General features: G+C 66.1%; 20 protein-coding genes. 16 read left to right on the forward strand and 4 right to left on the reverse strand.

Annotation, left to right across the window (positions count from 1 at the left end):
• Nucleotides 1-2: 2 nt before the first annotated feature.
• The 4 genes from hemL to RAN53_RS07230 all read right to left on the reverse strand — a co-directional run bounded on the left by hemL (nucleotide 3) and on the right by RAN53_RS07230 (nucleotide 4590).
• The gene (gene hemL / locus RAN53_RS07215; protein ID WP_305796148.1) at nucleotides 3-1295 is read right to left on the reverse strand and encodes a glutamate-1-semialdehyde 2,1-aminomutase; all 1293 of its coding nucleotides are present in this window, start codon (nucleotides 1293-1295) and stop codon (nucleotides 3-5) included.
• Between the two features lie 96 nt (nucleotides 1296-1391).
• Nucleotides 1392-2237, reverse strand: a complete 846-nt coding sequence (gene thiD / locus RAN53_RS07220) for a bifunctional hydroxymethylpyrimidine kinase/phosphomethylpyrimidine kinase (protein ID WP_305796149.1) — start codon at nucleotides 2235-2237, stop codon at nucleotides 1392-1394.
• A complete protein-coding gene (gene hemJ, locus RAN53_RS07225) occupies nucleotides 2237-2668 on the reverse strand; it encodes a protoporphyrinogen oxidase HemJ (RefSeq protein WP_305796150.1) in 432 nt (143 codons plus the stop codon). The genes thiD and hemJ overlap by 1 nt, the downstream gene beginning before the upstream one ends.
• A gap of 38 nt (nucleotides 2669-2706) precedes the next feature.
• Complete coding sequence (locus RAN53_RS07230; protein WP_305796151.1) at nucleotides 2707-4590, reverse strand: chloride channel protein; 1884 nt, start codon at nucleotides 4588-4590, stop codon at nucleotides 2707-2709.
• A 128-nt stretch (nucleotides 4591-4718) separates the two neighbouring features.
• Between RAN53_RS07230 and argC the strand changes: the two genes are divergently transcribed.
• From argC to atpG, 16 genes are all read left to right on the forward strand, one after another.
• Nucleotides 4719-5753, forward strand: a complete 1035-nt coding sequence (gene argC, locus RAN53_RS07235) for an N-acetyl-gamma-glutamyl-phosphate reductase (protein ID WP_305796152.1) — start codon at nucleotides 4719-4721, stop codon at nucleotides 5751-5753.
• 279 nt (nucleotides 5754-6032) lie between these two features.
• Nucleotides 6033-6386 (forward strand): iron-sulfur cluster insertion protein ErpA, encoded by a 354-nt coding sequence (gene erpA, locus RAN53_RS07240; RefSeq protein WP_305796153.1) that lies wholly within the window; start codon nucleotides 6033-6035, stop codon nucleotides 6384-6386.
• A gap of 114 nt (nucleotides 6387-6500) precedes the next feature.
• Entirely contained in the window at nucleotides 6501-7289 is a 789-nt protein-coding gene (locus RAN53_RS07245) for a transporter substrate-binding domain-containing protein (protein WP_305796154.1), read from the forward strand.
• Nucleotides 7290-7398: 109 nt separating this feature from the next.
• On the forward strand, nucleotides 7399-8070 hold the full coding sequence (locus RAN53_RS07250) for an amino acid ABC transporter permease (protein WP_305796155.1): 672 nt from the start codon (nucleotides 7399-7401) through the stop codon (nucleotides 8068-8070).
• Between the two features lie 34 nt (nucleotides 8071-8104).
• Nucleotides 8105-8872, forward strand: coding sequence for an amino acid ABC transporter ATP-binding protein (locus RAN53_RS07255; RefSeq protein WP_305796156.1), 768 nt, complete (start codon nucleotides 8105-8107; stop codon nucleotides 8870-8872).
• Nucleotides 8873-9429: 557 nt separating this feature from the next.
• Nucleotides 9430-11334: a tRNA uridine-5-carboxymethylaminomethyl(34) synthesis enzyme MnmG gene (mnmG, locus tag RAN53_RS07260; RefSeq protein ID WP_305796157.1), complete on the forward strand. Its 1905-nt coding sequence runs from the start codon at nucleotides 9430-9432 to the stop codon at nucleotides 11332-11334.
• Nucleotides 11331-11981, forward strand: a complete 651-nt coding sequence (gene rsmG, locus RAN53_RS07265) for a 16S rRNA (guanine(527)-N(7))-methyltransferase RsmG (protein WP_305796158.1) — start codon at nucleotides 11331-11333, stop codon at nucleotides 11979-11981. The genes mnmG and rsmG overlap by 4 nt, the downstream gene beginning before the upstream one ends.
• A 31-nt stretch (nucleotides 11982-12012) precedes the next feature.
• The gene (locus RAN53_RS07270) at nucleotides 12013-12783 is read left to right on the forward strand and encodes a ParA family protein (protein ID WP_305796159.1); all 771 of its coding nucleotides are present in this window, start codon (nucleotides 12013-12015) and stop codon (nucleotides 12781-12783) included.
• Nucleotides 12784-12819: 36 nt separating this feature from the next.
• Nucleotides 12820-13740, forward strand: a complete 921-nt coding sequence (locus tag RAN53_RS07275; protein ID WP_305796160.1) for a ParB/RepB/Spo0J family partition protein — start codon at nucleotides 12820-12822, stop codon at nucleotides 13738-13740.
• Between the two features lie 176 nt (nucleotides 13741-13916).
• Nucleotides 13917-14318: an ATP synthase subunit I gene (locus RAN53_RS07280; RefSeq protein WP_305796161.1), complete on the forward strand. Its 402-nt coding sequence runs from the start codon at nucleotides 13917-13919 to the stop codon at nucleotides 14316-14318.
• Nucleotides 14319-14325: 7 nt separating this feature from the next.
• Nucleotides 14326-15153: a F0F1 ATP synthase subunit A gene (atpB, locus tag RAN53_RS07285; protein WP_305796162.1), complete on the forward strand. Its 828-nt coding sequence runs from the start codon at nucleotides 14326-14328 to the stop codon at nucleotides 15151-15153.
• A 77-nt stretch (nucleotides 15154-15230) separates the two neighbouring features.
• The gene (gene atpE, locus RAN53_RS07290) at nucleotides 15231-15458 is read left to right on the forward strand and encodes a F0F1 ATP synthase subunit C (protein ID WP_023006402.1); all 228 of its coding nucleotides are present in this window, start codon (nucleotides 15231-15233) and stop codon (nucleotides 15456-15458) included.
• 76 nt (nucleotides 15459-15534) lie between these two features.
• Complete coding sequence (locus tag RAN53_RS07295) at nucleotides 15535-16005, forward strand: F0F1 ATP synthase subunit B (RefSeq protein WP_161431912.1); 471 nt, start codon at nucleotides 15535-15537, stop codon at nucleotides 16003-16005.
• A gap of 11 nt (nucleotides 16006-16016) precedes the next feature.
• The gene (locus RAN53_RS07300) at nucleotides 16017-16553 is read left to right on the forward strand and encodes a F0F1 ATP synthase subunit delta (protein WP_305796163.1); all 537 of its coding nucleotides are present in this window, start codon (nucleotides 16017-16019) and stop codon (nucleotides 16551-16553) included.
• Nucleotides 16554-16569: 16 nt separating this feature from the next.
• Complete coding sequence (gene atpA / locus RAN53_RS07305; protein WP_305796164.1) at nucleotides 16570-18114, forward strand: F0F1 ATP synthase subunit alpha; 1545 nt, start codon at nucleotides 16570-16572, stop codon at nucleotides 18112-18114.
• Nucleotides 18115-18185: 71 nt separating this feature from the next.
• Nucleotides 18186-19067 (forward strand): F0F1 ATP synthase subunit gamma, encoded by an 882-nt coding sequence (gene atpG, locus RAN53_RS07310; protein ID WP_305796165.1) that lies wholly within the window; start codon nucleotides 18186-18188, stop codon nucleotides 19065-19067.
• Nucleotides 19068-19106 lie beyond the last annotated feature (39 nt).

Genomic DNA, 19106 nt, shown 5'->3' on the forward strand with positions numbered 1-19106 from the left:
CGTCAGTCCTGACGCTGCATGACCACGAAGGCCTTCTCGGCGGCATCCAGGGTGAACTGGATATCCTCCGGCGTATGGGCGCTGGACATGAAGCCCGCCTCATAGGCCGAGGGCGCCAGATAGACGCCCTCGTCGAGCATCGCCGAAAAGAAGCGACGGAAGGCGTCGCTGTCGCAGGCGGTGGCCTGGGCGAAGTTGTCGATCCGGCTCTGGCCGGTGAAGAAGAGGCCGAACATGCCGCCGACACGCTGGGTGATCATCTCCACGCCGGCCGCATCGGCACGCTCCTGGAGGCCGTGGCAGAGGGTCTCGACCCGCTGGGCCAGGGCATCGTGGAAACCCGGCTCGCGCAGCTTGGTCAGCAGGGCGATGCCCGCGGCCATGGCCAGCGGATTGCCGGAGAGGGTGCCCGCCTGGTAGATGGGGCCCAGCGGCGAGATGTTGGACATGATCGTCTCGCTGCCGCCGAAGGCACCCACCGGCATGCCGCCGCCGACGATCTTGCCCAGGCAGGTGAGGTCGGGGCGCACGCCATAGTGGGCCTGGGCGCCGCCCATGGCCACGCGGAAGCCGGTCATCACCTCGTCGAAGATCAGCACGCTGTCGTGGGCGTCGCAGACCCGGCGCAGGCTCTGCAGGAAGCCGGGCTGGGGCGGAATGCAGTTCATGTTACCGGCCACCGGCTCGACGATGATGCAGGCGACCTGGTCGCCGATCTCCTCGAAGCACTGCTCCACGGCGTCGATATCGTTGTAGGGCAGGGTGATGGTGTGCTCGGCCAGGGAGGCCGGCACCCCGGGAGAGCTCGGCTCACCGTGGGTCAGCGCCCCCGAGCCCGCCTTGACCAGCAGCGAGTCGGAGTGGCCGTGGTAGTTGCCCTCGAACTTGACGATCTTGTCGCGCCCGGTGACGCCGCGCGCCAGGCGGATCGCCGACATGGTGGCCTCGGTGCCGGAGTTGACCATGCGCACCATCTCGATGGAGGGGATCATCTCGCAGATCAGGTCCGCCATGGTAGTCTCGATGGCGGTGGGGGTACCGAAGGAGAGGCCGTTGTCGAGCCGGCCACGCACCGCCCCCAGCACGTCGGGATCGGCATGGCCGGTGATCATCGGCCCCCAGGAGCCCACGTAGTCCACGTAGCGCTTGCCTTCCACATCGAACAGGTAGGCTCCCCGGGCGCGTTCCATGAATACCGGCGGACGCTGCAGCCCCTTGAAGGCGCGCACCGGGGAGTTGACCCCACCGGGGATATGCCGGCAGGCCTGAGCGAAGAGCTGGGCGGAGGTCGTCATGTCGTGTCGTGTCCTCGAGGCTGTGGATAGTTCTCTGGATAAGCTATTGCTTTCTTCCATTCTCGATGCTCCGGCCGCCAAAGGCCATACCCCCTCTCAGTGAGAAGCGGGCGCTCCAGGCGTCGGCACCGTCGGCAGTCGCCAGAGGCGCCGCGGCAGCGCCTGGCCCTCGCCGGGTCGCCAGCCATGGGCCAGGGCATCCCAGGTGAACGCCTGGGCCTGCTCGCAGGCCGCCACCAGCGACTCGCCGACGGCCAGCCGCGTCGCCAGGAAGGCCGCCATGGTACAGCCCGAGCCGTGGAAACACCCCACCAGCCGCGGCCAGCTCCACTGCCGGCTCTGGTCCGGGGTATGCAGCGTATGCGACACTCGTGCCTCCGGTGTACCCGGCGCCGGATCATCGGTGCCGGTCACCAGCACCGCCTGACAGCCCAGGTGCATCAGCGCCACGGCCCGTTCGGTATCCTGCAGAAGGCCGGGGGACAGCCGCGCCAGTTCTCCGCGATTGGGGGTGAGGATATCCACCCGAGGCAGCAGCCGCGCGCGGTAGGCGTCGACCAGCTCGGTTGTGGATAACTCACTCCCGCCGCCGGCGCGCAGCACCGGATCGGCCACCACCGGCACCCCGGGGAAGCGCTCGAGGATATCGGTGACGGCATCCAGGGTCGCCAGGTCGGGCACCAGGCCGATCTTGATCGCCGCCACCTCGAACGCGTCGAGGGCGGCGACACTTTCGCGCATGATCGCCGGATCGGCGGGCATCACCCTCGAGACATCGGTGCAGGACTGCACGGTCAGGGCGGTGGGAACGGTGAGCGCCCAGCCCCCCCCGGCGGCTACCGCCTCGGCGTCGGCCACCAGGCCGGCACCACCGGTGGGATCGTGCCCGGCCAGCACCAGCACGACCGGCAGATGGGGGTCATGGTTATCGATGGGCGCCATCAGAACGGCTTGAGCACGGCGAGGAAGATGATGATCAGCAGGGCAATCACCGGCAACTCGTTGAACCAGCGGAAGAACACGTGGCCACGCTTGCAGCGCGCCTCGGCGAACTGCTTCAGGTAGATCAGGCAGACGTGGTGATAGCCCACCAGCAGCGCTACCAACAGCAGCTTGACATGCATCCAGCCCTGGGTCAGCCAGCCGGGATTGAGCACCAGCATGACGCCGCCGAAGAGCAGCACGGCGATCATGGAGGGGGTCATGATGCCGCGATAGAGCTTGCGCTCCATGACCAGGAAGTGATCGATCGCCTGCTGCTCGCCGCGGTCGCGCGCCATGGCGTGATAGACGTAGAGCCGCGGCAGGTAGAAGAGGGCGGCGAACCAGGTGACCATGGCGATCAGGTGCAGCGCCTTGAACCACAGGGTCATGGGAGCTCCTTGCGGGGGTAGGGGAAAGTGGGGCGGCGTCAGTCGTCGACGCGGTAGAAGCGCTCGATGGCGCCGCGGGTGATGATACCGGAAATCCGCTTCTGCTTCGGCCGATGGCCGTGCTCCACGTAGAGGGCATCGAGCATCGAGTCGTTGAGCTTGTTGAAGGCCTCGGAGAGGGTGGCCTGCAGCTCGATGGGGGCCAGTTCCAGGCGCACGCCGGGAATCTCCAGCAGGTCCACCTCTGGCGGCTCCTCCTTCTCCCTGACCTTCTCCTTGATCTTCCGGCGCTTCTTCGCCGGCTTCTCCTCGCCGATGGCCTCCGTCGCCGCCTGCTCGGCGGGCGCTTGCACCTCGCCCTCCTCGACGGCGCGCTTCTCCTCCTCCGCGGCCTGCTCGGTGAGCCAACGGGCCAGGTCGGCGGCCTTGAGCGCCAGCACCGGCTTGTCGTCGCTGGAGCGCTCGATCAGGATCCACACCGGTTCCGATTCCAGCAGCCCGCGCGCCTTCTCGCGGGTCACCATGCGCTGGGTACGCACCAGTCGACGCTCCATTACCGCCGGCACCGAGACCCGTGAGAGCGCCTGCATCAGCGGCTGCTGCAGGGGATGCAGTCCCTGGCGCGTGACGCTGAGGAAGAAGCCACCACAGCGACACAGCTGACGCGCGGTCAGGCAGGAAACCACCACCGCCAGCATGCCGGGCAGGATGATATTCGGGTTGTGGGTCAGCTCGAGCAGCGCCATCAGCGCCGCCAGCGGCGCCTGCAGTACCGCGCCCATCATCGCCGCCATGCCGAGCATGGCGTAGAGCGTCGGGTCGGAGGCCTCGATGGGCAGCAGCCACTGGCCGGCCATGCCACACAGCGCACCGGCCGCGCCGCCGACCACCAGCACCGGGCCGATGATGCTCACCGGAATCCCGCAGGCCACGGTGCCGGCGGTGAGCAGCAGCTTGCCGATGGCCACGGCGAGCAGCACGTCCATCGCCACCGAGCCGCTGAGGGTGGCCTGGAGGGTGTCGTAGCCCATGCCCTGCACCTGGGGATACCACCAGGCCACGGCGGCCACGGCGCCGCCGGCCATCAGGAAGCGCAGCGCCATGGGCAGGCGTTCCAGGCGCGGTCCCAGCCGCGAGACCCTGACGAACAGGCCGGCCAGCAGGCCGATCACCAGGGCACTGACGATGATCCAGGGCAGGTCGAGCAGGGAATTGAGATGCAGGTCGGGCACACCGATGGCAGGGTCGGGACCATAGACCAGCTGGGCCACCACCGCGCCCATGGTGGAGGCCAGGATCACCGGCATGAAGCCGATGATGGTGTACTCCATCATCACCACTTCCATGGCGAAGATGACCCCGGCGATGGGCGTGTTGAAGGAGGCGGCGATGCCCGCCGCGGTGCCACAGGCGACCAGTACCCGCAGGCTGTTGTGGGGCAGGCGCAGACGCTGGCCCAGGCCGCTGGAGGCGGCAGCCCCCAGGTGAATGGCCGGCCCCTCGCGGCCGGCGGAGAGCCCCCCCAGCACCGAGATCAGGCCCACCACCCACTGGGTCAGCCAGTTGCGCAGCGGGAAACGTCCCTGGTGATAGGCCAGGCGGTCGATCACGTGCACCACCCCGACCTGGCGGCCGACCTGGGGGGTGAACCACATCCACAGGCCGATCAGCAGCGCCGCACCCAGCGGCATCAGGCTGCGCAGCGCCGGCGACATGGATTCGAATGCCTCGGGACTGTCGGTGGGAAACAGCCACAGCCCGCCCAGCTCCAGCAGGCTGCGGAACCCCACCATCAGGATACCGGTCAGAATCCCTGCCACGACGCCCAGAACGCAGAGTTGCGGCAGGGCATCCACATTGGCAAGCTGTTGTCGAAAGCGCTCCAGTCCTTGACCGGCATCGAGGCGAGGCAAACGCGGCACGTCGCGGTTTCCTTTACGACTGAGTGACGACCCTTCCGGTCCTTCACCTGTGTATCATATTCCCGCAGGGCGATGACAGCCCGGCGCTTTCGGGGCGTCCTCCCTTTTCGTCAATCAAGGAGTCTCTCGTGATCAAGGTCGGAATCGTCGGCGGCACCGGGTACACCGGCGTCGAACTGCTCAGGCTGCTGGCCCAGCATCCCGAAGTGGAGGTCGAGGCGATCACCTCGCGCTCCGAGGCGGGCATGGGTGTCGCCGAGATGTACCCCAACCTGCGCGGCCACTATGACGACCTGGCGTTCAGCGAACCGGATGCCGACCGCCTGGGCGCCTGCGATGCGGTGTTCTTCGCCACCCCCCACGGCGTGGCCCACGCCCTCGCCGGCGAGCTGCTCGAGCGCGGCACCCGAGTCATCGACCTCTCCGCCGACTTCCGGCTGCGAGATGCCGCGGAGTGGGCCGAATGGTACGGCCAGCCCCACGGCGCTCCCGAGCTGCTCGACGAAGCCGTCTACGGCCTGCCGGAGGTCAACCGCGAGCGGATCCGCCAGGCACGCCTGATCGCCGTGCCCGGCTGCTATCCCACCGCCGTCCAGCTCGGCCTCTTGCCGCTGCTCGAGGCGGGCCTGATCGATGCCGAGCATGTCATCGCCGACTGCAAGTCGGGGGTCACCGGTGCCGGCCGGGGCGCCAAGGTGCCCTCGCTGCTGGCCGAGGCCAGCGAATCCATGAAGGCCTACGGCGCGAGCGGCCACCGCCACCTGCCGGAGATTCGCCAGGGCCTGGGCGATGCCGCCAGCCGTTCCGTCGGCCTGACCTTCGTGCCCCACCTGACGCCGATGATCCGGGGCATCCACGCCACCCTCTATGGCCGCCTCACCGGCGATCCCGGCGATCTTCAGGCGCTGTTCGAGACACGCTTCGCCGGCGAGCCCTTCGTCGACGTCATGCCCCCCGGCAGTCACCCCGAGACCCGCAGCGTCAAGGGTGCCAACCTCTGCCGGCTCGCCGTGCACCGGCCCGGCGACGGCGATACCGTGGTGGTGCTCTCGGTGATCGATAACCTGGTCAAGGGGGCTTCGGGCCAGGCGATCCACAACCTCAACCTGATGTTCGGCTTCGACGAGAACGCCGGGCTCGCCGCCCCCGCGATGATGCCCTGAGCCGGTTGAGGGCGCCAAGGGGAGGTCGCTGAGGAGGTCCTACGCCAGGGGTGAGGAGCACTGCTCCGAACGGGCTGGCCATGGATGGCAAGCACCGGTCCTGCAAGCGAAGCGGGACGCGAGAGCGAAGCAGGGCGTCGGTAGCGTACAGGGAAGTATTCACAGCGCCTCCTCGTAGACCTCCCCTTGGGATAGCCCGAATAACCTGTCGGAAAGTTGACCATTTTGCTGGGGATTGCGGATAATGACCGGTCACACTTCCTTCCCCTGGAGTCCTCCATGAGCGAAGCCGAATCCTTCGTCCCTACGCCCCTGATGCTGTCCGACAGCGCAAGGGCCCGGCTGCGTGCGCTGATCGAAGAGGAGGGCAACCGCCAGCTTAAGCTGCGGGTCTATGTCACCGGCGGCGGCTGCTCGGGCTTCCAGTACGGTTTCGATTTCGCCGACGAGGCGGCAGATGACGACACCGTCATCCCGTTCGGCGACGTGGCGCTGGTGGTCGACCCGCTCTCCTACCAGTACCTGGTCGGCTCCACCGTTGACTACGAGGAGGGCCTGGCCGGCGCCCGCTTCCTGGTCCAGAACCCCAATGCCACCACCACCTGCGGCTGTGGCGCCTCCTTCATGGTGTAGCGGCGCCGCGCCGGCGCGCGGAACGTGAGAACCCCCGACTTGACGCTCTGCGGGAATCTCGCCAAGGTTGAAATGGCGAGTCCCATCAGAAAAGACCCAAGAACGGGGAATCTCATGAAACAATCTACTCTGGCTTCACCCCTCCTGAAGCACACCCTCCTGGCCAGCGCCCTGGCGTTGGGCACCGGCCTGGCCGGTTCCGCCCTGGCCCAGGACACCACCGTCAACGTGGTCACCGACCCCAGCTTCGTTCCCTTCGAGATGCTGGATACCGAGACCGGCGAGATGGTCGGCTTCGATATGGACATCATCCACGAGGTCGCCGAACGCGCCGGCTTCGACGTCAACCTGACCACCATGGAGTTCAACGGCATCATCCCGGCCATCCAGACCGGCAGCCAGGAGATCGCCATCGCCGGTGTGACCATCACCGAAGAGCGCGCCGAGATCGTCGACTTCTCCGACCCCTACTACGATTCCGGCCTGCGCATCATGGTGCGTGCCGACAACGACGAAGTGGAGACCCTCGAGGACCTCGAAGGCCTGACGGTGGCCACCAAGATCGGCTCCACCAGCTACGACTTCCTCCAGGAGAACCTGGGCGACAGCGCCGAGATCACTCCCTACCCGGGAACCTCCGACATGTACATGGCGCTGCTCGGACGTAACGTCGACGCCGCCTTCTACGATGCGCCCAACGTCGGCTACTTCGCCCAGACCCGTGGCGAAGGCCGCACCAAGGTGGTGGGGCCCCTCTATGAGGGCCAGCAGTACGGCATCGTCTTCCACAAGGGCAGCGAGTGGGTCGAACCGGTCAACCAGGCCCTGGCCGAGATGCAGGAGGACGGCACCTACGATGAGATCTACGCGAAGTGGTTCGGCGAGGCGCCCAGCGACGACTGACGCGACACCCCTCCCGATAGCGTCGCCCTGAGGGCGACACGCGAGTCCGCGGGGCCGGGCGGCATGACCACCCGGCCCCGTGTCGTTCAACGCTCCCGGAGACCACCTCGTGGACGTGACCTTCCAATTCGACTGGGCGGCTGCCTTCAGCTCGATACCCCACCTGCTGCCGGGCGTTCCCTGGACGCTACTGATCTCCTTCGGTGGCCTCGCCATCGGCTTCGTGATCGGCATCATCTTCGGCCTCATGCGCATCAGCCCGCTATTGTGGCTGCGCCTGCCTGCCATCTTCTATATCGAGGTATTTCGCGGCACCCCCATCCTGGTGCAGGTGCTGTTCATCTTCTATGGCCTGCCGCAGATCCTCGGCGAACCGATCAACGCCCTGACCGCGGGGATCGCCGCCATCGCCGTCAACTCCGGCGCCTATATCTCCGAGGTGGTGCGAGGCGGCGTGCAGTCCATCGAGCGCGGCCAGCGCGAGGCCTCGCTCTCCCTGGGCCTGTCACGCACCCAGGCATTCCGCTACGTGATCTGGCCCCAGGCCCTGCGCCGCATGATCCCGCCGCTGGGCAACCAGGCCATCATCAGCATCAAGGACACCTCGCTGTTCTCGGTGATCGGGGTCGGTGAGCTGGTGCGTCAGGGGCAGATCTATATCGCCACCACCTTCACCGCCATGGAGGTATACCTGATGGTGGCAATGCTCTACCTGGCCATCACCTGGACCCTGTCGATCCTGCTGCGCCAGCTCGAGCGCCGTGGCCTGGTCGGCCAGTGATGGGGTTAAAAAAAGAGCGAGGGAGGCCAATCACATGACACAGAACGAGAACACGACCACGGCCATCGTCCGCATGGAGAAGGTCAACAAGCACTTCGGCAAGCTGCACGTGCTCAAGGACATCGACCTGGAGGTAATGCCCGGTGAGGTGGTGGTGATCATCGGCGCCAGCGGCTCCGGCAAGTCGACCCTGATCCGCTGCATCAACGGCCTGGAGGAGTTCCAGGACGGGCACATCGAGGTGGACGGCAACGAGCTGACCCCCCACGGCAAGAGCGGCCGCGCGCTGCAGAAGATCCGTACCGAGGTCGGCATGGTGTTCCAGCAGTTCAACCTCTTCCCCCACCTGAGCGTGCGCGACAACGTCAGCCTGGCGCCCAGGAAGGTGCGTGGCTGGAGCCAGGAGGACGCGGTGGAGACCGCCGAACGCCTGCTGGAACGGGTCGGCATCGCCGACCAGGCCGACAAGTACCCGACCCAGCTCTCCGGTGGCCAGCAGCAGCGCGTCGCCCTGGCCCGCGCCCTGGCCATGGAGCCGCGGCTGATGCTGTTCGATGAGCCCACCTCGGCGCTGGACCCGGAGATGATCGGCGAGGTCCTCGACGCCATGCGCGAGCTGGCCCGGGAAGGCATGACCATGATCATCGTCACCCATGAGATGGGCTTCGCCCGGGAAGTGGCCGATCGGGTCATCTATGTCCACCAGGGGGAGATCGCCGAGGTGGCCCCGCCGGAGACGATCTTCGATAGCCCGAACGATGAGCGCACCCGCAGTTTCCTCTCGCGGGTACTCAAGTACTGACTCGAGGACTCACCTCAACGACTCAGGATCGGCTTCAGCACGCTGAAAAGGGCCCTGCCGCGTGGCGGCAGGGCCCTTTTTTCGTCTGTGGACAGAATTTTTTCTGGCGCCCCGAATTCCGGCTTCGGGGCCCATGCTGGAGGGGCTCGTGGATAAATGGCCCAGTTGTTCACAGCCGCGGGCACAAGCCTGGTACCCGCCGGTGGACAAGCGGTGCAGCACTGCCTCTGTGGACAAGGCGGGATTCCATCCACAGGCTCGGGACCGCTAGTCCGCAGGCTGTAAGCCGTTTATCCTGTGTATGGTCAACAATGCAAGCTATTGAAGAAAATGGGATAAAATGGTTTATCCACGACTTTTGTCCACACCAGTAGTAACAACCACAACAGAACTTCTTTATTTATATACTGATATTAATTGATAGGTGCGGAGGAACCGGTCCCGGCGCGAAACCGAGTGTGGAAAACCCTGACGATTACCCACAGGGGGTTTATACTGCCGGGCTGATTTCACCCTCTGACAGAAAGACAGGCGCCGCGGCGCCAACGAGGTGCACCTTGGATTATCCCGACCGCTTCGACGTGATCGTCATCGGCGGCGGCCATGCGGGAACCGAAGCCGCCCTGGCCGCTGCTCGCATGGGCTCTCGTACCCTGCTGCTGACCCACAACATCGAGACTCTCGGCCAGATGTCCTGCAATCCGGCCATCGGCGGCATCGGCAAGAGCCACCTCGTGAAGGAGATCGATGCCCTGGGCGGTGCCATGGCACTGGCCACCGACCTCGGCGGAATCCAGTTTCGAGTGCTCAACGGCCGCAAGGGCCCAGCGGTGCGCGCCACCCGGGCCCAGGCCGACCGGGTACGCTACAAGGCGGCCATCCGCGGCATGCTGGAGAACCAGCCCAACCTGACGCTGTTCCAGCAGGCCGCCGGCGACCTGATCGTCGACAACGATCAGGTGCGAGGCGTGGTCACCGAGACCGGTATCCGCTTCCTCGGCGAGAGCGTGGTGCTGTGCACCGGAACCTTCCTCGGCGGCGTGATCCATATCGGGCTCGACAGCACCCGCGGCGGTCGTGCCGGCGACCCGCCCTCCAACCGCCTGGCCGAGCGACTGCGCGCCCTGCCGTTCCGGGTCGATCGCCTCAAGACCGGCACCCCGCCGCGCCTCGATGCCAGGAGCCTCGACTTTGCGAAGCTCGAGGAGCAGCCGGGAGACACCCCGACCCCGGTGATGTCGTTCATGGGCAGTCGCGACCAGCACCCGCGCCAGGTGAGCTGTCATATCGCCCACACCAACGAGCGCACCCACGAGATCATCCACGCCAACCTCGACCGTTCGCCGATGTACTCCGGCATGATCGAGGGGGTCGGGCCGCGCTACTGTCCCTCCATCGAGGACAAGGTCCACCGCTTCGCCGACAAGACGAGCCATCAGGTCTTCATCGAGCCCGAGGGGCTCGACACCCACGAGCTCTACCCCAACGGCATCTCCACCTCGCTGCCCTTCGATGTGCAACTGCAGGTGGTGCGCTCCATGCGCGGGCTGGAGAACGCCCATATCACCCGTCCCGGTTACGCCATCGAGTACGACTTCTTCGATCCGCGGGACCTGCGGCACTCCCTGGAGACGAAGTTCATCGCCAACCTCTTCTTCGCGGGTCAGATCAACGGCACCACCGGCTACGAGGAGGCCGGCGCCCAGGGCTTGCTGGCGGGTCTCAACGCCGCCCGCCGCGCGCAGGGGCTCGAGGCCTGGTGCCCGGGTCGCGACGAGGCCTATCTCGGCGTGCTGGTGGATGACCTGATCACCCTGGGCACGAAGGAGCCCTACCGCATGTTTACCTCCCGGGCCGAGTACCGTCTGCTGCTGCGCGAGGACAATGCCGACCTGCGTCTCACCGAGATGGGCCGCACGCTGGGGCTGGTGGACGATGCCCGCTGGGCGGCCCTCAGCGAAAAGCGCGAGTCAATCGAGCGCGAGAGCACCCGACTCAAGGCCAGCTGGGTGCAGCCCGGCAGCGAGGCGGCGCGGCGTATCGCCGAGAAGACCGGCAAGGCGCCGGCGCGGGAGTACAGCCTGATGGACCTGCTCAAGCGTCCCGAACTGGGCTATGCCGACGTGGCCGACCTGCCGGGCATCGAGGGTCACCCGCTGAGCGACGAGGCGGCCGCCGAACAGGTGCAGATCCAGGCCAAGTATCAGGGCTACATCGATCGCCAGCGCGACGAGATCGCCAAGCTCAAGCGTCATGAGGCCACCCCGCTGCCGGTCGACCTCGACTACACCCGCGTCGACGGGCTCTCCCACGAGATCCGACAGAAGCTCGCCGAGGCGCGCCCCGAGACCCTGGCCCAGGCCTCGCGCATCTCCGGGGTCACCCCGGCGGCGGTGTCGATCCTGTTGATACACCTCAAGAAGCGTCGGCTCCTCGACGATCACAAGGCGGCCAGCGCATGACGGCCAGCACAGACGCCGTGGCGACGCGCCTCGACCAGGGGCTCGAGCGGCTGGGCATCGCCGTGGACCCCGGCCAGCGCCGTCGGCTGCTCGCCCTGGTCGGGCTGTTGCACAAGTGGAACCGCGCCTATAACCTCACCGCGATACGCTCTGCCGAGGAGATGGTCTCCCGCCACCTGCTCGACAGCGCCGCGGTGCTGCCCTATCTGAGCGGTCGAACGCTGCTCGACGTGGGGGCCGGACCAGGCTTCCCGGGGCTGGTGCTGGCGATCCTCAAGCCCGAGCTGGAGGTGACCCTGCTCGACAGCAACGGCAAGAAGGTACGCTTCCAGCGCCAGGCGGCGATGGAGCTTGGCCTCGCCAACGTGACGCCGGTGCAGGCGCGGATCGAGGCCTTCGACGAGCGCTATGAGCAGGTCATCTCGCGGGCCTTCGCCAGCCTGGGCGACTTCGTCTCGCTGACCCGCGAGTGCGTGGCCCCGGGCGGTCAGTGGCTCGCCATGAAGGGCCCCGCCGTGGACGAGGAGCTCGCCGGCTTGCCGGCGGAGGTCGCGCCGGTGGCCCGCCATCTCCTCGAGGTGCCCTTCGAGGTCGGCACGCGCCTGCTGGTGGTGCTCGAGCGCCGGACGCAAGCCCCGGCTTCCTGACAACCCGCGTTTCCCCGCAACGGAGTTGCCCGTGACCAAGATCATCGCCTTGACCAACCAGAAGGGTGGCGTCGGCAAGACCACCACCGCGGTCAACCTCGCCGCCAGCCTGGCGGCGCTGGATCGTCGCGTGCTGCTGGTCGACCTCGATCCCCAGGGCCATGCGACCATGGGCAGCGGCATCGACAAGCACGAACTGGAAGGCAGCGTGCTGGAAGTGCTGCTGGGCGAGCGCGACGCCGCCGGGGTGATCCTCGACTGCCCCGAGGCCGGCTATGCCCTGCTGCCGGGCAACGGCGACCTCACCGCCGCCGAGGTGGCGCTGCTCGATCGCGAGGCGGGCCGTGAGCGCTGTCTGGAGAACGCCCTGGCCGGCGTGGCGGACGAGTACGATGTGGTGCTGATCGACTGCCCACCGTCGCTCAACATGCTCACCGTCAATGGCCTCACCGCCGCCCACGGCGTGCTGATTCCGCTGCAGTGCGAGTTCTACGCCCTGGAGGGCCTCTCGGCGCTGCTCGACACCGTGGAGCAGATCAAGGACAGCGTGAATCCCCGGATCGAGATCTACGGCATCCTGCGCACCATGTTCGATGCCCGCAACAGCCTGACCCGCGACATCACCAAGCAGCTTCGCGACTACTTCGGCGAGACCCTGCTCAAGGTCACCATCCCGCGCAACGTGCGGGTCGCCGAGGCGCCCAGCCATGGCCTGCCGGTGACCAAGTACGCGCGCTTCTCGCGGGGCAGCCAGGCCCACCGGGTGCTGGCCAAGGAACTGATTCGGCGCCTGTCGCTGTAACTCCTGTTGTGCAACATCAGTGATGAGGGAATGTCGATGACGCGTAAACGCGCCCTGGGACGCGGCCTGGATGCCCTGATCGGCAGCAATGCCCGCCGCCGCGAGAGTCTCGATCTGCCCGAGGTGGAACTCGCCGAGGGCGAGGTGGCGACCAGCAACCCCGCCACCGAACCGGCACCGGCCGAGCGTCTCGAGCGCCTGCCGCTGGGCCAGCTCACCCGCGGCAAGTACCAACCCCGCCGCGACATCCAGCCCGAGGCGCTGGAGGAGCTGGCCGACTCGATTCGTGCCCAGGGGGTGATGCAGCCCATCGTGGTGCGGCCCGTGGCCGAGGACCGCTACGAGATCATCGCCGGCGAGCGCCGCTGGCGAGCCGCCCAGCTGGCCGAGCTCGACGTCATCCCCGCGGTGATCCGCGAGGTCAGCGACGAGGTGGCCCTGGCCCTGGCGCTGATCGAGAACATCCAGCGCGAGAACCTCAATCCGGTCGAGGAGGCGATGGCCCTCAAGCGCCTGCTGGAGGAGTTCGAGCTCACCCAGCAGCAGGTCGCCGACGCGGTGGGCAAGTCCCGGACCCAGGTCACCAACCTGCTGCGCCTGCTGGCCCTCGACCCCGAGGTGCAGACCCTGCTCGAGCGCGGCGACCTGGACATGGGCCATGCGCGGGCCCTGCTCGTGCTCTCCGCGGCCAAGCAGCGCCGGGCCGCCCATGAGGTGGTCAACCAGGATCTCACCGTGCGCGCTACCGAGGCGCTGGTGAAACGCCTCGCCGAGGGGGACCCCGGCAAGGCCGAGCCGGCGCCGGTGAGTCCCGACGTCGCCCGGCTGGAGACTCGCCTGGGCGAGGTGCTGGGCGCGCCGGTGAAGATCCAGCATGGCCGCGGTGGCAAGGGGCGCGTGACCATTCGCTACTCGAGCCTCGATGAGCTGGATGGCATCCTGGAACACATTCGCTAGGCGATGCGGCATGATGGGTGTCAAGCTGTCGACAATTTCTGCGCCTTTGGTCGAAAAATGACCGGAAATCACGCGGAAAGCGTGGCGCTTCAGTTGAAGCGCCGGGGGGGCTTCCCTATAATCCGCGGTGGTTTTGGCCTTGCGCCTGACCCGACCAAGGGAGCGGCGAGAAGACGATGAGACATCCCGTCACCCGCCGGCGTACTCTGGGCTGGCGCCTGTTGCGACTGGAAGCGCTGGGAATGCTCGTCGTGATAGCGGCGGCGGCCCTGCTCGGCGGCATGGATGCAGGACAGTCCGCGCTTTCGGGCGCCCTGGTCGGGCTGGTTCCCCAGGCGTTCTTCGTCTGGCGAAGCGGCCAGGCACGCGGCGGTCGACAGGCGCAGCGGTTCGTGATGAACCTTTATCGCGCGGAAGCGGGCAAGTTCGGTTTGACGGTGGCACTGCTGGCAATGGTCTTCGTGGCCGTGCCCCCCTCAAACCCGATTTCTTTCTTCAGCGCATACGTGGCGACCCATCTCATGCCCTGGCTGGCACCCTGGCTAAGGCGCGAGCGGTCGACCCCTCAACCGAGGTGAACTTCGCATGGCAGCAGGCAGTGATAACACGGCGGCTAACTATATACAGCACCACCTCCAGAACCTGACCTTCGGCCACCACCCCGAGAACGGCTGGTCGCTGGCGCATAGTGGCGCAGAGGCCAGCGAGATGGGCTTCTGGGCCATCCACCTGGATACCATGGGCTGGTCCATCGCCATGGGCGTGCTGTTCATCTGGCTGTTCCGCAAGGCCGGCAAGATGGCGACCACCGGCGTCCCCGGACCGCTGCAGAACGTCGTCGAGATGATCATCGAGTTCGTCGAGCTCACCGTGCGTGGCGCCTTCCATGGCCGCAATCCGGTGATCGCCCCCCTGGCACTGACGCTGTTCGTCTGGATCTTCCTGATGAACCTGCTCAAGCTGATTCCGGTGGACTATGCGCCGGAGCTGTTCGCCCGCCTCGGCATCGAGTACATGAAGATCGTGCCCACCACCGATCCCAATGCCACCCTGGGCATGGCCATCGGCGTGTTCGCCCTGATCATCTACTACAGCATCAAGGTCAAGGGAGCCGGTGGCTTCGCCAAGGAGCTGTCACTGACGCCCTTCAACCACTGGTCGCTGATTCCCTTCAACCTGGTCATGGAGATCATCGGGCTGCTGGTCAAGCCGCTCAGCCTCGGCCTGCGTCTTTTCGGCAACATGTTCGCCGGCGAGGTGATCTTCATCCTGATCGCCCTGCTGCCCTTCTGGGTGATGTGGACCCTGAACGTGCCCTGGGCCATCTTCCACATCCTGATCATCACCCTGCAGGCCTTCATCTTTACCGTGCTGTCTGTCGTCTACCTGAGCCAGGCCCACGAGCACCACTGAAGTCGATACCCTTGCAACACCCTTAACCTCAACCCTAAACCCTTAACCCGTAACTACTCTCAATCAGGAGCATTACCATGGAACTCGTCTATATCGCTGCCTCCCTCATGATCGGCCTGGGCGCTCTGGGTACCGGCATCGGCTTCGCCATCCTGGGTGGCAAGCTGCTCGAATCCACCGCGCGTCAGCCGGAGCTGGGCGACCAGCTGCAGACCAAGACCTTCCTGATGGCCGGCCTGCTGGACGCCGTGCCGATGATCGGCGTGGGTATCGCGATGTACCTGATCTTCGTCGTTGCCGGCTAATACATGACAGCACCGAGCGCCATGCGCTCGGTTTGCTTGTTTCCGGTCAACACGAACCTGTCAGAGGTACCGCCCCGTGAATATCAACATGACGCTGATCGGGCAGACGATCGCCTTCGCGATCTTTGTCTGGTTCTGCATAAAGTACGTGTGGCCGCCGATCAGCAACGCGCTCCACGAGCGCCAGAAGAAGATTGCTGACGGCCTGGATGCGGCCAGCCGTGCCTCGCGTGACCTGGAGCTAGCCCAGGAGCGTGCCGAGCAGACGCTGCGCGAGAGCAAGGAACAGGCTTCTCAGATTCTCGAGCAGGCCAACAAGCGTTCCTCCCAGATGGTCGAGGAGGCTCGCGAGCAGGCCCGCGTCGAAGGTGAGCGCATCGTCGCCTCCGCCCGCGCCGAGATCGAGCAGGAAGTCAATCGCGCCAAGGACGAGCTGCGTGCCCAGGTGTCCCGCCTGGCGGTCACCGGTGCCGAGCGTGTCCTGGAAGCCTCCATCGACGAAAAGGCCCATCGCAAGCTGCTCGACGAGCTTGCCGCCGAACTGTGAGGAGGTGATCCATGGCGGAACTGTCTACCGTTGCCAGGCCCTATGCCAAGGCGGCGTTCGAGTACGCACGCGATCACCAGACGCTGGATACCTGGTCCGACTGGCTGAACAAGCTGGCCATGGTGGTAACGAGCCGTGAAGCGCTCAAGCTTCTCTCCAGCCCCAAGCTCGACGTCGAGCGCAAGGTGGCCATGGTGGTCGAGCTGGCGGAGGTCGACCTCGATGAGGCTGCCGCCCGCTTCCTCGCCACCCTGGGGGAGAAGGGGCGCCTGCCGGCGCTCGCCGCTATCCGCGAACAGTTCGAGACGCTGCTCGCCGACCACGAGAAGCGCGTCGACGTTACCGTGGTATCGGCCTACAAGCTCACCAAGGCACAGCAGGACAAGCTCTCCGGCGCGCTCAAGAAGCGCCTGAATCGCGAAATCTCCATTACCACTCAGGTGGATCCCGAGCTTCTCGGTGGTGTCATCCTGCGTGCCGGCGATACCGTCATCGACGGGTCGGTGCGTGGTCGATTGAACCGCCTCTCCGAAGCCCTTTCCGCCTGAGTCTGAGGGACATGGCATGCAGCAACTGAATCCTTCCGAGATCAGCGACATCATCAAGCAGCGTATCGAGAAGCTTGACGTCGCATCCGAAGCCCGCAACCAGGGCACCATCGTCAGCGTTTCCGACGGCATCGTGAAAGTCCACGGCCTCGAGGACGCGATGTTCGGTGAAATGATCGAGTTCCCCGGCAGCATCTTCGGCATGGTGCTCAACCTCGAGCGCGACTCCGTGGGCGCCGTGGTGCTGGGCGACTACCTGCAGCTCGAAGAGGGCATGACCGCCCAGTGTACCGGTCGTATCCTCGAGGTGCCGGTGGGCCCCGAGCTGGTCGGCCGCGTGGTCGACGCCCTGGGCAACCCCATCGATGGCAAGGGCGATATCAACGCCAAGCTGACCGATGCGGTGGAGAAGGTCGCCCCCGGCGTCATCACCCGCCAGTCGGTCGACGAGCCGGTGCAGACCGGCCTCAAGTCCATCGACGCCATGGTGCCGATCGGCCGCGGCCAGCGTGAGCTGATCATCGGCGACCGCCAGATCGGCAAGTCGGCCATCGCCATCGATGCGATCATCAACCAGAAAGGCAAGGGCATCACCTGCGTCTATGTGGCCATCGGCCAGAAGCAGTCGACCATTGCCAACGTGGTGCGCAAGCTCGAGGAGCACGGCGCGATGGAGCACACCATCGTGGTCGCCGCCGGCGCCGCCGACCCGGCCCCGATGCAGTTCCTCGCGGCCTACTCCGGCTGCACCATGGGCGAGTACTTCCGCGACCGCGGCGAAGACGCCCTGATCGTCTACGATGACCTCTCCAAGCAGGCCGTGGCCTATCGCCAGGTCTCCCTGCTGCTGCGCCGTCCGCCGGGCCGCGAGGCCTTCCCGGGCGACGTCTTCTACCTCCACTCCCGCCTGCTCGAGCGTGCCGCACGCGTAAACGTCGACTACGTCGAGAAGTTCACCAATGGCGAGGTGAAGGGCAAGACCGGGTCGCTGACGGCCCTGCCGATCATCGAGACCCAGGGCGGCGACGTCTCGGCCTTCGTACCGACCAACGTGATCTCGATCACCGACGGTCAGATCTTCCTCGAGACCGACCTGTTCAACTCGGGCATCCGTCCGGCCATTAACGCCGGCCTGTCGGTGTCCCGTGTGGGCGGTTCGGCCCAGACCAAGATCATCAAGAAGCTCGGCGGCAGCGTGCGCCTGGCCCTGGCCCAGTACCGCGAGCTGGCGGCCTTCGCCCAGTTCGCCTCCGACCTGGACGAGGCCACCCGCAAGCAGCTGGAGCACGGTCAGCGCGTCACCGAGCTGATGAAGCAGAACCAGTACTCGCCGATGTCCGTGGCCGAGATGGCCCTCTCCCTGTATGCCGCCAACGAGGGCTACCTGGAGGAGGTCGAGGTCAACAAGGTGCTGGACTTCGAGCGCGCCCTGCGCGATTTCATGAAGGCCGAATACGCCGAGCTGCTCGACAAGATCAACCAGACCGGCGACTACAGCGACGAGATCAAGGACGGGCTGAAAGAGGGTCTCGAGAAGTTCAAGGCCACTCAGAGCTGGTAATGCCGTTGGCCCGCCCCGCCCGTGGGGCGGGCCCTGGAGCTTACTGAGTGCCACGAACGGAGTAGATCGCTATGGCAGCTGCAAAAGAGATACGCACCCAGATCGGGAGCATCAAGAACACGCAGAAGATCACCAGCGCCATGGAAATGGTCGCGGCGTCGAAGATGCGCAAGGCTCAGGACCTGATGAAGTCCAGCCAGCCCTATGCGCGTCAGATCCGCAACGTGGTCGCGCATGTCGCCGATGCCAATCCCGAGTATCGCCACCCCTGGATGGTCGAACGCGAGGCCGAGCGCGTCGGTTACATCGTGGTATCCACCGACCGCGGCCTGTGTGGCGGCCTGAACGTCAACCTGTTCAAGGCCGTGATCAAGGACGCCAAGGCGTGGCGCGACCAGGGGGCCGAGCTCGACTTCTGCGCCCTGGGCAGCAAGGCCGGCAGTTTCTTCAGGAGCTACGGGGGCAACCTCGTCGCCGCGAAGAGCGGCCTGGGCGAGGCGCCCGAGGTCGAGGACCTGATCGGCAGCGTGAAGGTGATGCTGGATGCCTATGACGAGGGCCGGCTGGACCGCCTGTGCGTGGTGTACAACGAGTTCGTCAACACCATGACCCAGAAGCCGGTGGTCCGTCAGCTGTTGCCCCTGTCGCCCGACATGGGGTCGGAATCGAACGACGAAGAAGACACGCGTCCCGGTAGCTGGGACTACCTGTATGAGCCGGATGCCAAGGCGCTGCTGGACAGCCTGCTGGTGCGATTCGTCGAATCGCAGGTGTACCAGGCGGTGGTCGAGAACGGGGCCTGTGAGCAGGCCGCGCGGATGATCGCCATGAAGAGTGCCACCGACAACGCCGGCAATCTGATCGACGACCTGGAACTGGTGTACAACAAGGCCCGTCAGGCGGCCATTACCCAGGAAATTTCCGAGATCGTCGGTGGTGCCGCCGCCGTATAAGCGCCAGGGAGGCCATGGCCCTCCCGGCATGCAGGTTTC

Source organism: Halomonas sp. SSL-5 (assembly GCF_030708455.1).
Lineage (GTDB): Bacteria > Pseudomonadota > Gammaproteobacteria > Pseudomonadales > Halomonadaceae > Halomonas.